Below are 15550 nucleotides of genomic sequence, written 5' to 3' on the forward strand. Positions count from 1 at the left end.
GATATCCCCTTCTGCTATCTGCCCCAACTGACAACCTATATATCCTGAACACAGGTAGCACTAATATGACATTGCACAAGGGGTCTATCGGATCTCGATTTTTGCTTATCAGCCTGGCACGCGTGCTGATCGGCGCTATAGTGGTGATCAGCGTAATTTACAGCACCAGAGCCATTATCAAAACCAATGCCGAGCTCGATCGTGCCCACCAGGTCATGTTGCAAACCCAGGCCGTAACCGGGCTGGCCCGCTCCATGCTCATCAATGCCCAGGGGTTTCTGAGTAGCGGCGACAAGATGTTCTATAACACCTTTTACGACCAGCGCAGGAAACTCAACCAGAATCTGGATCTGTTGCAACAGGCCTGGTCCCAGCAGCCCGACAAGCTTGAAAGGCTGAGAGACATCCGACAGATAGTCAATGACTGGGTAAGCCATGAGATCGAGCCCAACATGGCCCTGCGCGACGCCGTACGCGTACAGGGCAACAAGAAGATTCAACAGCAGGTCCTGATCGACAGCCTGCTGCTGAATAATTCCCTGTTGAGCATGATAAAAGAGCATACCCTCGCCCTGGAAGCCGACGAAAACAACCACCGGCTGGAGAAAATGCGGCTGGTCAGGGAAACCACCGACCGGGCAATCTGGATCTTCACCTTCTGCGCCCTGATCGTGGTGCTGTCTGGAATAGGTTTATCCCTGCTGGCCACGCTCGGCATTACCCGTCGCATGAAACGCCTGGTCAGAGCGGCAACGCAGCTGGAGCAGGGTGATCTCGATGTGACCGTCAAGGTAGACTCTAATGACGAAACCGGCGCTCTCGCCAACACCTTCAATCAGATGACACAACGGTTGCGTCATGTAGAGGCCGTGGTCAGGGCCACCGCGGCGGAAGACTTTTCCAAGCAGGTGCAGGTCCAGGGCGAAAAGGATCGGCTGGCGCAGTCCATCAACAAGATGTCAGACAACCTGAAGCATCTGGCCACCGACCGGAGAAATCAGGACTGGATGAAATCCGGACTGGCCGAGCTGCACTACAAGATGCGCCATGAGCATGAGCTGCTCCCCCTGACCCAGCTGGTGATGACCTACCTGGCCAACTACCTCAAGGCCCAGGTCGGGGTCTGCTACCTGGCTGAAGGGGAACGGCTTAAGCTGATCACCAGCTATGCCTATAAAAAACGCAACAACAACGATAACGAATTCCGCTTCGGGGAAGGGCTTATCGGGCAGGCCGCCCTTGAGCAACAGAGTATCCTCTACAGCCAGATGCCGGACCAGCAGCAGCCGCTGACCATCAATAGCGGCATGGGCGAGTCCCAGCCAGCGGACGTCATTGTCCTGCCACTGGTCCACGAAGACAGGGTTGAAGCGGTACTGGCGCTGGGCGTGGATCGACGCTACAGCGAAATCGAGCTGGAATTTCTCGAGCGCGTCGCGCACAGCATCGCCATCAGCATCCATGTGACCCGCACCCAGCAGCAGCTGGTGCAACTGCTGGAAGAGTCCAAACAGCAGTCGGAAGAACTGCAGACCCAGCAGGAAGAGCTAAAGGCCGCCAATGAAGAACTGGAAGAGCATGCCGATATGCTGGCCAGGTCGGAAGCGGCCCTGCGCAGCAAGAGCGAAGAGTTGCAACAGCTGAATACCGAACTGGAAGAGCGCACTGAGGAGCTGGAGCGCAAGAAAGCCGAAACCGAAGAAAAAAACCGCGATATCGAGCTGGCCAAGCAGGCCGTGGAAATTCAGGCCCGTGATCTGTCCCGGGCCAGCCAGTACAAGTCCGAATTCCTGGCCAATATGTCTCATGAATTGCGCACCCCGCTCAACAGCCTGCTCATTCTGTCCCAGTCGCTGGCCAACAACCGCCAGGGCAACCTGACCGAAGAGCAGCAGGAAGACGCCAAGGTCATCTATCAGGGGGGCAAGGCCCTGCTCGGCCTGATCAACGACATCCTGGACCTGTCCAAGGTGGAAGCCGGCAAACTGGATATCCATTTTGAGCAGATGACCATAGATACCCTGCTCGACAACCTGCGCAGTCAGTTCAGTCCCATTGCCAGTGACAAGAGCATAGAGCTTCTCATGGAGAAAGAGCCCGGACTCCCCGCCAGCATATCCAGCGATCTGCTGCGCGTGGAGCAGGTGCTGCGCAACCTGCTGTCCAATGGCCTCAAATTTACCCATCAGGGCTCCGTGAAACTGAAGGTGCATAAGGCCGACCAGGCGGTACGGTTCAACAACCCGGCCCTGCAGCCAGGGCAGGTGATCGCCTTTGCAGTAATCGACACCGGCATCGGTATTGCGGCCGATAAGCAGCAGGGGGTGTTTGAAGCCTTCCAGCAGGGTGATGGTTCCACCAGCCGGGTCTATGGCGGCACCGGCCTTGGGCTGACCATTTCCCGGGAGCTGGTCAGACTGCTGGGCGGTGAAATACAACTGCAGAGTGCAGAAGGCCAGGGCAGCACCTTTACCCTGTACCTGCCGCTGAATGGCCAACCGGTACAGCATCAGACCCCGACATCCGGTGAGCAGGACAGCTCTTACATACCCTTCCAGCGTTTTGCCGGTAACACACCATCCGCCAGGGAGAGTGAGCCGCAGGTCATCGCCATCGAACAGGCAAAAGCGGTGACGGCCGAGCCCGAGGTTGCCCTCCCAACGGCAGCCAACCCCATAAAGGCCGACGACACGACACAGCCGCAGCCAACCGATGACAGGGACATCCTGGTCCCGGGAGACAAGTCGGTACTGATCATCGAAGATGATCAGTCCTTTGCCAAAATACTGATCGGCCTGTCCCGCAAGAAAGGCTATCAGTGTCTGGCCGCCCTGACCGGCAGCAGTGGCCTGCAGCTGGCAGAGCAGTATCAGCCCAGCGCCATCATCCTGGACCTGGGACTGCCCGATATCGGTGGCCGACAGGTGCTGGAACAGCTCAAGCAGAATATCAAGACCCGTCATATTCCGGTGCATATACTGTCGGCCGAGGATAAGAACAACGAAGTACTGCAGATGGGCGCCGTGGGTTTCCTGACCAAACCGGTAACGGGAGAAGAAGTCGAGGCCCTGTTCGGCAAAATGGAGTCGCTGCTACAGGATTCGATCAAACGGGTGTTGCTGGTCGAGGACGACAGCCATAACCGCCAGGCGGTCATCCGGCTGATTGCCAACAAGGATGTAGAAATCTGCGCGGTCAGCACCGGTCGTGAAGCCTACGATAAATTGGCCACCAGCGCGTTCGATTGCGTGATCCTGGATCTGACCCTGCCCGATATCAGCGGCTTCGAACTGCTCAACCAGCTCAGCCAGGACCAGCAAATCTCCCTGCCGCCCATTGTGGTCTACACAGGTCGGGAGCTGACCACCGAGGAATACAAAGAGCTGAGCGAGTACACCAGCAGCATAGTCATCAAGGGGGTCAGCTCACCGGAGCGCCTGCTCGATGAAACAACCCTGTTCCTGCACAGCGTGGAATCGTCCCTGCCGCTCAATCAGCGCAATATTATCCAGATGCTGCACAGCCCGGAGCAATTACTTCAGGGTCGCAAGATCCTGCTGGTAGACGATGATCTGCGCAATACCTATGCTTTGTCCAAGGTGCTGCGCGAACATGGCCTTGAGGTCAGCATGGCCGATAACGGTGAACTGGCCCTGCAGAAACTGGCCGAAGAGCAGGATATCGAGCTGGTTTTGATGGATATCATGATGCCGGTCATGGACGGCTATGAGGCCATGCGTAGGATCCGCCAGCAGGCAAGATTCAAATCCCTGCCGATCATTGCGCTGACCGCCAAGGCCATGCCCGAAGACAAGGCCAAGAGCATAGCAGCCGGCGCCAATGACTATTGCACCAAGCCGGTCGACATAGACAAGCTGATTTCGATGATGCGGGTATGGCTATTTAAATGATAGAAGCACAGAAAGAACTGGAAACAATCGAACTCGAATTGTTGTTGGAGGCCATCTTTCGTCGCTATGGCTACGATTTTCGTCACTATGCACGCGCATCGCTCAAGCGCCGGGTTGCCCAGCGCATGCAGCGGGCCGGTGTCGGCCGGGTAGCCGATCTGATCCCGCTGATCCTGCATGATCGGGAGTGCTTCGACAGTTTCCTGAAAGACATGTCGGTGACCGTCACCGACATGTTCCGCGATCCCGATTTTTTTGCGGCCCTGCGCTCGCAGGTGATCCCGGTGCTGAAGACCTACCCTTTTATCAAGATCTGGCATGCCGGCTGTGCCACCGGCGAAGAGGTTTATTCCCTGGCCATCCTGCTCAAGGAGGAAGGCCTCTATGAGCGGACGCAAATCTACGCCACCGATTACAACAATCACTCCCTGGCCATCGCCCGGGAGGGGATCTATTCCCTCAAACAGATGCAACAATACAGCGAAAACTATATCCGAGCCGGTGGCCGGGGCTCATTCTCCAATTACTACCATGCCAAATACGGTGCGGCCAAGATGCATGAGTCACTCAAGGAGAATGTCACCTTTGCCAATCACAACCTGGCTACTGATGGTGTCTTTGGCGAGATGCAGATGGTGATTTGCCGTAATGTGCTGATCTATTTCGACCAGCAGTTGCAGAACAGGGTACTGACCCTGCTGCATGACAGCCTCAGTCCTCGTGGTTTTCTGTGCCTTGGCAATAAGGAATCACTGAAGTTTTCGGCCGTACAAGGCCTGTTTGAAGATCAGGTTTACCAACAAAGAATTTTCAAGCGAGTACACTCGCGGAGTACCCGTGTCGATCGTTAATCAGCCCTTGTCACAGCCTGCCGGACAGGCAGCCGTCGTTCCCAAGATCCTGGCCGTGGATGACAGGCCTGAAAACCTCCATTCCCTGCAACGGCTACTGGCCGATCTGCAGGCGGAGATCGTCACCGCACAGTCCGGGCACGAGGCCCTGGCCCAGATCCTGCGCCATGACTTCGCCCTGATCCTGCTGGATGTGATGATGCCGGAAATGGATGGTTTCGAGACCGCCGGCCTTATCCGCGGCAACCGCAGCAGCCGGCATGTGCCCATCATCTTCGTCACCGCCGCCGACCAGGATCCGTCATTCGAGGGTAAAGGCTATGACCTCGGTGCCGTCGATTATTTATTCAAGCCCCTGCAACCCCATATCCTGCTCAGCAAGGTTCAGGTTTTCCTGCAACTGGCCCAGCAGCAACAACAACTGCAGCATAGCCTGCAGGAAGTCCGCCAGTTGCGGGATAACAATGAATTACTGCTGCGCTCTGTGGGTGAAGGCATTCTGAGCCTGGATCTGACAGGGCACATCGGCTTTGCCAACCCGGCGGCCGCCCGCCTGCTGGGCCTGGACGCCGGCCAACTGGCCGGAGCTCCCCTGACCAAATTCCTGATGCTCACGGAACAGCAACCGTCCGATGAGCAATGGCTCGGTGACACCCTCTTCCCGCATGCCAAGGATGCCGGCAGCAGTACCTGTGACCAGCACTGGTTTCGCCATGCGGACGGATACCTGTTCCCAGTCGAATACACCATCAGTCCCCTGCATGATCAGAGTGGGCATTTTACCGGCGTGGTCCTGGTATTTCAGGATATCAGCGAGCGCAAGGAGCGGGAGGCGCTGGAGCTGGCGAGCAAATACAAATCCGCCTTCCTCGCCAATATCAGCCATGAACTGCGTACCCCCTTGCACAGCCTGCTGATTCTGGCCAGGAAGCTGGCCGCCAACGATGAGGGCAATCTAAGTCGCGATCAGATCAGGGCAGCCAGCGTCATCCAGCGGGAAGGACAGGATTTGCTGCGACTGATCAACGATATCCTGGATCTGTCGAAGGTGGAGGCCGGCAAGATGGCCATGCACTGGGAACAGGTGGAAATTGCCGATATGCTCAGTCACCTGCAGAGCCAGTTCGTGCCCCTCGCCGCCGAGAAAGGACTCGGCTTTCATATAACCCGGTCGGCGGATCTACCGGAGGCGCTGTACAGCGATCGCCGACGGATACAGCAGATCCTGAAGAACCTGTTGTCCAATGCGGTCAAGTTTACCCACCAAGGAAAGGTTTCACTGTCTGTCGATCCGGTCGATTCAACCGATAATCAGGTCATCGCCTTTACCATTTCGGATACCGGCATTGGTATAGAGGAAGCCAAACAGGCGGAAATTTTCGAGTCATTTCAGCAACTTGATGTAGCCATCAACCGCCATTACGAAGGTACCGGCCTGGGCCTGGCCATCTGTCGCGAACTGGCTCGCCTGCTGGGCGGGCGCATTACCCTGCAGAGCCGGCCAGGACAGGGCAGCAGCTTTACCCTCTTGCTCCCCCTGCAACCCTCACAGGACAAGTCTCTGCTCGATACCCTGACCGATACCCGTTCTCATACCGGGCAGATCACACGTCCTGAACCCGCCCCCCCGAGTCGGCAGATAGCATTCTCCCCCCGTCTGGCCGCTCTGGCCCCTGGGAAAAACCTGCTGCTGGTAGACAGCGATATGCGCAACAGCTTTACCCTGACCGCACAGCTCAGGCAACACGGGTTCCGGGTTATCAAGGCTGAAAGCTATCCAACAGCCCTGGCCCGGCTGACATCGGAACCCGGGGTTGACGTCCTGATCATGGCGCTGATGCCGCCATATCACCAAGCTCGCCAACTGCTTACAGCCCTGCAAGAAGGGGATAATCCGCCCTGCTCCATCATGGTACTGATGACATCGCCGGGACAGGGTGATGCCGAACCCTGGTTACAGCAAGATGCTGTTCAGTGTCTGATTAAACCCTTGGACATCAATCAGCTGCTGATGAGGCTTGCAGAACAACTCGACGACCCGCAGCTGACGGTGGAGGAATGCCAATGATCAAACCCCACCGCTCCAAGATCCTGGTGGTTGACGACAAGGCGGAAAATCTCTACGCCATGGAAAGTCTGCTGCAGGATTGCGAAGCCGAGGTATTCCTGGCCCAATCCGGCAATGAAGCCCTGTCTATTACCCTGCATCACGAGTTTGCCCTGATCCTGCTGGATGTGCAGATGCCGGAAATGGACGGTTTTGAAACCGCCAGCTTGATCCGGCAAGATGAGGAAACCCGGCAGATCCCCATTATTTTCATGACCGCCCTGAATACCGATAGCAGCTATATCTTTCAGGGTTACGAATCGGGAGCCGTCGATTACCTGATAAAGCCGGTTGACAGCGATATCCTGCTGAGCAAGATCCAGGTTTTCCTGGCGCTGGATAGCTATCAGCACGAGCTGGCGGCCATGAAGCAGCAATATCAGCTGCTATTGAATTGTGCCGGTGAGGGTATACTCGGCATTATGCCGTCGGGACATATCCAGTTTGCCAATGCCGCCGCCGCCCAGATCCTGGGATATACGGAGCCGCAACTGCATGGCTGCCACCTGCACCAGCTGCTCTGCCCTCCCCACCAGGAACCGTCCCCCTGGGAGCAATCGCCCATCTATATGGCCTATCAGGGCGGCGAACCCTACCGGGTACACGATACCTTGCTCTGGAACCGGGAACAGCAGCCCATCCCCACCGAGTTCACCAGCGCGCCCCTGAAGGATGAAGCGGGCAGCTTTGTCGGTGGTGTCATTATCTTTCAGGATATCAGCCTGCGAAAAAAGACCGAACAGAAACTGCTGGAACTGGCCCAGTACGATCCTCTGACCGGCCTGGCCAATCGCTCCCTGTTCCAGGATTTTCTCAATATGTCGATTGCCCGGGCCCGGCGGCGCCAGGGCAACATGGCGGTACTGCTGTTGGATCTGGACCATTTCAAGGACATTAACGACACCCTGGGCCACGATACCGGCGATCAGCTGTTACAAAGTGTGGCACAGCGGATCCAGTACAGTGTTACTACCCCGAGCAACGAAGCCGAGTCCGCAGACAACGATGCCCTCCTGCTGAAAAGTGTTGCCCAACGGCTGAAACATAACCTGAGACGCAGTGATCTGGTGGCTCGCCTTGGCGGCGACGAATTCGCCATTGTGCTGGATGAAATAAGCCAGCCTCAGGACGCCGCCGTGGTGGCACAAAAGGTATTGCACACCCTGGCTCCTCCGCACCAACTGGAGCGCTACCAGGTTTTTATCAGCCCCAGTATCGGAATTGCCACCTATCCCGCATGCATCGCCGATGCGGAAGAGCTGATCAAGGCTGCCGACACCGCCCTCTACCAGGCCAAGGCCATGGGCCGTAACAACTATCAGTTTTATGCCCCCGAGATGCATCGGGCAGCCATGGAGCGGATGCGGCTTGAGCAGGACTTGCGCCATGCCATCCGGGAGCGGCAATTGTCACTGCATTACCAGCCCCAGCTCGAGATGAACGGCAAACAGATGGTTGCCATCGAAGTCCTGCTGCGCTGGCGGCACCCTGAACTGGGCATGATCAGCCCGGCCCGCTTTATTCCTCTGGCGGAGCGGATGGGGATCATAAGTGAGCTGGGTGAATGGGTACTAAATGAGGCCTGCCAACAGTTTCAGATCTGGTGTCAGGAGGGGCTGCTCGATGAACAGGTCGCACTCGCCCTCAATATTTCCAGCAGACAGCTGGCTGATGATGGCTTTGTGGCCAATATCCAGGCGGTGCTGGCAAGACACAGCCTGCCCGCTTCCCGTATTAATCTGGAGCTGACAGAAAATGCATTGATGGACGAGCAGGAAACCACCTCCAGGGAACTTGAGCGGCTGAGAGCCCTGGGCATGCGTATTGCCCTGGATGACTTCGGTACCGGCTACTCTTCCTTCAATCAAATCCATTACCTGCCGATCGACTGCCTGAAGGTGGCACAGCCCTTTGTCAGCAAAATAGGACAGGACCCCAAGAATGATGCTGTGGTCAAGACCATCATCAGCATGGCCCACACCCTCGGCTTCAGCCTGGTGGCGGAGGGGGTTGAAACACAACAGCAGGCAGAATTTCTGCAGACCCATGGCTGTAACCGCCTCCAGGGCTTCTACATTACTCCTCCGCTCAGTGCGCAGATGATGACCAATCTGCTAAAAAGTCGGCTACTGGATAATGTCGGTAATGAGAACAAAAAGGTGATGCTGCCCCTTGCCATACAAGCTCCTGCCGATGAGGGGTCATCCTAACCTTGTCCCGCCAACCTCCGTTAACAGTGCAACAGGATCGTATCCGCCCCTTTGACGCCGTGGTTATCGGTGGCTCTGCCGGGGCCATACAGGCTTTACCTGTTCTGCTCGGGCAACTGCCTATTGATTTTGCCTTGCCGGTAATCATAGTGCTGCATCGACTGGAAGGAGCCGGTGGCCATCTGGACAAGTACCTCGCGCAGCATTGTGTCCTTCCGGTGATCGAGGCCGAAGACAAGCAGCCGCTGCAGGGCGGACATGTCTATCTGGCCCCTGCCGGATACCATCTGCTGCTGGAACAACAGCGGCATTTCAGCCTGTCGGTCGATGGCCGGGTCAGTTATTCCCGCCCTTCGATTGATGTACTGTTCGAAAGTGCCGCCGATGTCTATGCCGAGCGACTCGTCGGTGTCATCCTGACCGGCGCCAACTCCGATGGCAGTGCCGGATTGGCCAGGCTGAAAAAAGCCGGCGGACTGGCGGTGGTCCAGGAACCAAACACAGCAATGGCAGACTTTATGCCCAGAGCGGCACTGAAGGCAACCGGGGTAGATCGGGTACTCGGACTGCAGGCTATCGCCAAGCTGCTGTCACGACTTACACCGGGGTAACCATGATCTATCCGCTCAGCTTAATTACAGCACCGGCATCAAGCCAGTCTGAGACAACAATGACAAGAGAGTCTTTCCATGCGTCATGAAACACAGCGCCCCACCATCCTGGTCGTCGATGACCGGATGGAAAACATTCGCTCCATGACACGCATCCTGGAGGAACTGGATGCAAACGTTCACTACGCGCTATCAGGCGTGGAAGCACTTTCCCTGCTGTTACGTCATCAGTTTGCCCTGATCCTGCTGGACGTGATGATGCCGGAGATGGACGGCTTCGAAACCGCCGAGCTGATCCGCAGCCACCAGGGCAGCCAGCATATCCCTATCATCTTCGTGACCGCAGCCGACAAGGAAGAAGCCTTTGAATTCAAGGGCTATGACGTGGGTGCCGTCGATTACCTGTTCAAACCGGTCCAGCCTCAGATCCTGCTGAGCAAGGTACGTTTTTTCCTCGAGTTGTCAAAGCACAAGGCCCTGCTGGAGCACAGCCTGCTGGAGCTGAGACAACTTCGCGGTCATCAGGAACTGTTGCTGAAATCCACGGCAGAAGGGATCCTCAGCCTGGACATGCAGGGACGGGTTACCTTCGCCAACCCGGCTGCCAAGCGATTGCTGGGTTATCAGGATGATGAATTACTCGGAATCCACTTCGCCGAAGTCCAGGGTATCGAGATCGCCAGCCTGCCTTTTGAACAAAGTGATATTCATCTTGCCTGCCTGGCCAGGCGCAGCATGCAGGATGACCAGCAATGGTTCCAGCGGCGGGATGGCGAGCGCTTTCCGGTCGAGTTCACCGCAAGCCCGATCAATGACCAGGGTCCCGATTGCCCGGGCATGGTGCTGGTGTTTCAGGATATCAGCAAGCGCAAGCGAACCGAGCAGCAGCTGGCTTATCTCGCACAATATGATCCGCTGACCGGTCTGGCCAACCGGGACATGTTTCTCAAGCTGCTGCATCAGGCGATCTCCCGCTCCGACCGGCACCAGCACTCCCTCGCCCTGTTGTTCCTGGATCTGGATCGCTTCAAGCAGGTGAACGATACTCAGGGCCATGAAGCCGGTGATGAATTGCTGAAACAGGCAGCTCAACGGCTGCAATCCCGTATCCGGGATGGGGACACCATCAGTCGCCTTGGAGGAGACGAATTTACGGTAATCCTTGAAGAAATCGGTGAGTCCCGCGGACCGGCGATTGTGGCGCAAAAACTGATTGATGCCCTAAGCGAGCCATTCATGATCAAGGGAAACGAGATCTTTATCGGCACCAGCGTCGGCATCGCCCTCTATCCAAACTCCGCGGATAACGCTCAGGCGCTGTTGAAATGCGCGGATATGGCCATGTATCAGGCAAAGGCGCATGGTCGCAACAATTTCCAGTTTTTTACCAGCCAGATGCAACACAGAGTCACCCGGGCCCTGGATCTGGAGAACCGGCTGCGCCATGCCCTGGATCGCCAGGAGCTGCTCCTGCACTACCAGCCCCAGGTCGATATCGCCAGCGGCCAGATAATCGGCCTGGAAGCCCTGCTCCGCTGGCAGCCGGAAGGTCAACCAATGGTGTTGCCGGGACAGTTTATTTCCATTGCCGAGGAAACCGGCCTGATAGTGCCAATCGGCGAATGGGTGCTACGCAGTGCCTGTACCCAAATCCAGCAATGGCATGCCTCGGGACTGCTCGCACAGAATGTATCCGTCTCGGTCAACCTGTCTGTGCGGCAGCTGGAAAACAAATCTCTGTTGACCACCCTCGAAAAGATCCTCAGGGAGACCCGACTCAAGCCGTCACAGCTGGAGCTGGAAATCACCGAAAGCGCGGTTATGAAAGATCCCGAGGTAGCGGTTAACGTACTGCGCAACATCAACCAGCAGGGCATACAGGTATCATTGGACGATTTCGGGACCGGCTACTCGTCGCTCAGCTACCTGAAGATGCTGCCCCTTGATGTCTTGAAAATAGATCGTTCATTCGTCAACGATATTGGCGGAGATCCGAGCCACGAAGCGATCCTTAAAGCCATCGTTTCACTGTCAAAAAACCTGAACTTACGGGTGGTGGCCGAGGGGGTTGAAACCGAAGCCCAGCTGACATTTCTCCGCCAGCTGCATTGTCATTCGATTCAGGGCTACTTCGTCAGTAAACCCAAGTCTGCCGAGCAAATCGAAGAGCTGCTTCGCAGTGCCAAACAAGGCTGCTTGCCCGGCCTGCTTCCGGCACCGGCGCTGCCCGTAGTCTCATCGTATCTCCTGCCGGATAATCAAACGTCATCGTCATAGAGGCCCAGCAACGGCCTCTTGTCCCTTTGTTCGCGGCAACCAGCGCTCGGCCGCCTGGGCAAAATCCTTTCCCCCGGCGACTTGCTCGAACATCCACACCATGTCCTGCGGTTGCCAGTCAAGACCAGCCAGGATCTCCATCGCCCGGGGGGCCGAGTCTTCCAGGCCCCGGCGCACCAGGGTATGGGGACGTTCGCCGATGGCAAAGGCCGCCTTGGAATCAGCCAGCAGACGCAGCTTGCCGTTGCTCAACAGACGATCGGGTTGCCAGGCAATGAACAGCCCTTCCTGACCAGGCGCCATAGCGGCAACGCCCTGCTGACGATAAGCCTCGACAGAGCCGGGCTGCAGCCGGTAATCGTTCAGGCCATAAAGCGCCAGCGCCTGCTCGGCCATCCTCATGATGCCATGGCTGGCGTCTATGCCGACAATCAGACCGGCACCATAGCCACTGCCCGCCAGCTGCTCCAGGCTGTCGACGGGCGCATCTTCCGGAACCGCCATCCCCAGCTTCAGGGCCGGGTAATTGGGCCCCAGATCATGCAGGCGATCGAAGAACCGCTCGACATAGGCCGCGCTGCTCTGCGGCATCCACAGCGACAGGCTGGCGTCGGCCTCACCCGCAGCCAGCCGGGACCATATCTGCCCCGGATTGGCCAGCTCCATACTGACGCTGTATCCCGCCTGCTCCAGGGCCGCCTTGGCCATATGGCTGGAAGCCAGTGCCAGATCCCAATCACCACTCAGCAAATGGATATGTTTTTGTTCTTCCTTGCCACAACCTGTCAGCAACAGGCTCAGCAACAACAGGGACAGTTTTTTCATGGGAATACCTGGCGAGCTTCACGGCCGCCAAGCATGCCAAAAAGTGAATTCAAAGTCATGAGGGTAAGGAAACTGCGCCAGCTTATGTCGGGCGTCAGTTTCTGCCCGGAAGCGGCACCGACCAGTGCCATAGCAGGATTCGGCGCGTGGCGTGGCATTGGCCACAACTATTTTTTCTGCAGACTGGCTCTTTTTTACACAATTTATGATAACTTTCGCCCGCCCGTTGCCGAGTGCCTTTCCAAAATGCAGACTCGAACAGGTATTCCTTTTATATCAATACCTTATGTGGATTCTCAGATGCGTATCTTAACCCTGCTTAAAGTAACGTTTTTAAGCCTTAGTTTAACCGCCTGCGTGGCACCGTTACTGGCCATGGGTCCGGGCCAGCTGATGTGGGCCCTGCTCAAGCCCATGGTCGGACTGGATCCGAACAACACCAACCTGTTCGAACAGCCGGTGATCAAGACCCGGATGACCGGCCTGCTCGGCCCCCATTACGACACTACGGTCAATTTGCTGAAGACCGCCAGCGAACTGCAGCAGGAAGGCCCGCTGTTTTATGTGATGTCCCGCTACACCCCGTTGCAGGACAGTGAAAAGGCGGGCCTGGTATGGAACTCGGATACCAACCAGATGGCGGTACTGCTCAATACCGAAGAACAGACCAAGGTATTCAGTGAATCCCATACCGGCCACGCCGCCGTCTGGCCGAGCGCCATGCAAGACTGGCTAAGCGCCGCCGGTACGGCAACGGCCAAGGCCGGCCAAGCGGGCCTCGGACAGGCCCTGGTGCCGGCACCCAAGCATGCCGCATCCCCGGCATCGGCCCTGCTGCCGATGGAAGTTGACGGCCCGGCAGCCAAAGCCGAGCCGGTGACGGAAACCAGCACCAAGCTGCGGGATGAGCTGGCCAAAACCCAGGCGCAGCTGCAAGCGGCAGAAGAAAAGTTAAAGGCGCTGGCCGCGGCCCAACCGGTGAAGAGAGTGAAGCCGAAGGCCCCTTCCCAGGAACAAAGCCGGGAACAGGCTGAAGCGGAGATGCAGGCCCTGCTCAACGCCGAGTGATAAGCATTTGTTCACTCTAATCCGCCGGGACTGAACCCCGGCCTCAACCGATGAAAAAGCCAGGCTCGCGATGAAGCCTGGCTTTGTTGTAATAAGCCGCTCAAACCGGCACGATTGCTACTGCCAGTATGGCCGGCAAGCGATGCTTAACCCAGGTTACCCAGGTTTACATACTTGGTTTCCATAAACTCTTCCAGGCCGATACGGGCACCTTCCCGACCCAGGCCCGACTCCTTGACCCCGCCGAACGGCGCCACCTCGTTGGAGATAATCCCCTCATTGACCCCGACCATGCCCGATTCCAGGCCTTCGCTGACCCGAAACACCCGCTTGATGTCCGTGGTGTAAAAATAGGCGGCCAGCCCGAAGGGGGTCGCATTGGCACGCGCCAGGACTTCCTCTTCGTCCTTGAAGCGGAAACAGGCGGCGACCGGGCCGAAGGTCTCTTCCTGGGCCAGCATCATGTCTTCATTGGCGTCGGCGATGACGGTAGGCTGATAAAAGGTACCGCCCAGGCTGTGCGGCTGACCACCACACACCAGGCGCCCCCCTTTGGCCAGGGCATCGGCCACATGACGCTCGACCTTGTCCAGTGCCGCCTGATTGATCAAGGGTCCCTGCTGGGCCCCCGGCGACATGCCGTCCGCCACCTTCATGTCACTGGCGGCCTCGGCCAACCGGTTAACGAAAGCATCGTAGATGCCGTCCTGCACGAAGAAGCGATTGACACAGACACAGGTCTGGCCGGTATTGCGGAACTTCGATGCCATGGCACCGGCCACGGCGGCCTCCAGATCTGCATCGTCAAACACGATAAAGGGCGCATTGCCGCCCAGTTCCAGCGACAGTTTCTTTACCGTATTGGCGGCCTTGCCCATCAACAGCTTGCCTACCCGGGTAGAGCCGGTGAAGGAGAACTTGCGCACCTTGGGGCTGTCCATCATGGCATCGCCGATGGCAGCGGCATCCCCCGATACCAGGTTGAGGACCCCCTTGGGCATCCCCGCCTGCTCCGCCAGCACCGCCAGGGCATTGGCGCATAGGGGCGTTTCTTCCGAAGTCTTGGCCACCGCGGTGCAGCCGGCGGCGATGGCCGGCCCCACCTTGCGGGTGATCATCGCAAAGGGAAAGTTCCAGGGGGTAATGGCGGCAATCACACCGACCGGCTCCTTGACCACCCACAGACGGTTTTCCTGCCTGGGGCTGGGAATGGTTTCGCCGTAGGCACGCTTGGCCTCTTCCGCGAACCACTCCAGGAAGCTGGCCGCATAGGCCACCTCCCCCTTGGCCTCGGCCAGGGGTTTACCCTGCTCCAGCACCATCAGCTCGGCCAGCTCCTGCTGATGTGCCATCATCAAATCATGCCAGCGGCGCAACACGGCGCCCCGCTCCTTGGGCGTGGTCTTGCGCCAGCCGGCAAAGGCCCGATCGGCGGCCTCGATGGCAGCCCGTGTTTCATCATCACCACACCGGGCCACCTCGGCGATAACCTCGCCGGTGGCCGGATTGCGCACCTCATAGGTCTTGCCGGCCGTACGCCATTCACCGTCACAATACCAGCCGGTCTGCCACAGGGGATTTGCAGAGTCCATCTTTCTACTCCTTGATTTGATTTGCGCCGAGTGAGCACCAGGCGGCACTCATTCAAACGGATGCGGAAGGCTCAACTTATCTATAAGGGAGTATAACC

9 protein-coding genes are annotated in these 15550 nt (G+C 57.5%); 7 read left to right on the plus strand and 2 right to left on the minus strand.

The features are described from left to right. Window positions 1–101 precede the first annotated feature (101 nt). From DCS96_RS08315 to DCS96_RS08340, 6 genes are all read left to right on the plus strand, one after another. Window positions 102–3911: a response regulator gene (locus tag DCS96_RS08315; RefSeq protein ID WP_198649958.1), complete on the plus strand. Its 3810-nt coding sequence runs from the start codon at window positions 102–104 to the stop codon at window positions 3909–3911. Next, window positions 3908–4762, plus strand: a complete 855-nt coding sequence (locus tag DCS96_RS08320) for a CheR family methyltransferase (RefSeq protein ID WP_198649959.1) — start codon at window positions 3908–3910, stop codon at window positions 4760–4762. The genes DCS96_RS08315 and DCS96_RS08320 overlap by 4 nt, the downstream gene beginning before the upstream one ends. Beyond that, complete coding sequence (locus DCS96_RS08325) at window positions 4749–6830, plus strand: hybrid sensor histidine kinase/response regulator (RefSeq protein WP_198649960.1); 2082 nt, start codon at window positions 4749–4751, stop codon at window positions 6828–6830. Before DCS96_RS08320 ends, DCS96_RS08325 begins: the two co-directional genes overlap by 14 nt. After that, a complete protein-coding gene (locus DCS96_RS08330; RefSeq protein WP_198649961.1) occupies window positions 6827–9079 on the plus strand; it encodes a putative bifunctional diguanylate cyclase/phosphodiesterase in 2253 nt (750 codons plus the stop codon). The genes DCS96_RS08325 and DCS96_RS08330 overlap by 4 nt, the downstream gene beginning before the upstream one ends. Window positions 9080–9081: 2 nt before the next feature. Beyond that, window positions 9082–9690, plus strand: a complete 609-nt coding sequence (locus DCS96_RS08335) for a chemotaxis protein CheB (protein ID WP_198649962.1) — start codon at window positions 9082–9084, stop codon at window positions 9688–9690. Between the two features lie 78 nt (window positions 9691–9768). Beyond that, on the plus strand, window positions 9769–11967 hold the full coding sequence (locus DCS96_RS08340; RefSeq protein ID WP_116473832.1) for a putative bifunctional diguanylate cyclase/phosphodiesterase: 2199 nt from the start codon (window positions 9769–9771) through the stop codon (window positions 11965–11967). Here DCS96_RS08340 and DCS96_RS08345 read toward each other — a convergent pair. Beyond that, window positions 11962–12792, minus strand: coding sequence for a glycine betaine ABC transporter substrate-binding protein (locus tag DCS96_RS08345; RefSeq protein ID WP_116473833.1), 831 nt, complete (start codon window positions 12790–12792; stop codon window positions 11962–11964). The genes DCS96_RS08340 and DCS96_RS08345 overlap by 6 nt on opposite strands. 300 nt (window positions 12793–13092) lie before the next feature. Between DCS96_RS08345 and DCS96_RS19055 the strand changes: the two genes are divergently transcribed. Further along, window positions 13093–13860, plus strand: a complete 768-nt coding sequence (locus DCS96_RS19055) for a hypothetical protein (RefSeq protein ID WP_198649963.1) — start codon at window positions 13093–13095, stop codon at window positions 13858–13860. Window positions 13861–14006: 146 nt separating this feature from the next. Here the strand turns inward: DCS96_RS19055 and DCS96_RS08355 are convergent, their stop codons facing one another. Beyond that, on the minus strand, window positions 14007–15452 hold the full coding sequence (locus DCS96_RS08355; protein ID WP_116473834.1) for an NAD-dependent succinate-semialdehyde dehydrogenase: 1446 nt from the start codon (window positions 15450–15452) through the stop codon (window positions 14007–14009). Window positions 15453–15550: the final 98 nt, after the last annotated feature.

Source organism: Zobellella maritima, assembly GCF_003075035.1.
In the GTDB taxonomy this organism is placed as follows: Bacteria; Pseudomonadota; Gammaproteobacteria; order Enterobacterales; family Aeromonadaceae; genus Oceanimonas; species Oceanimonas maritima.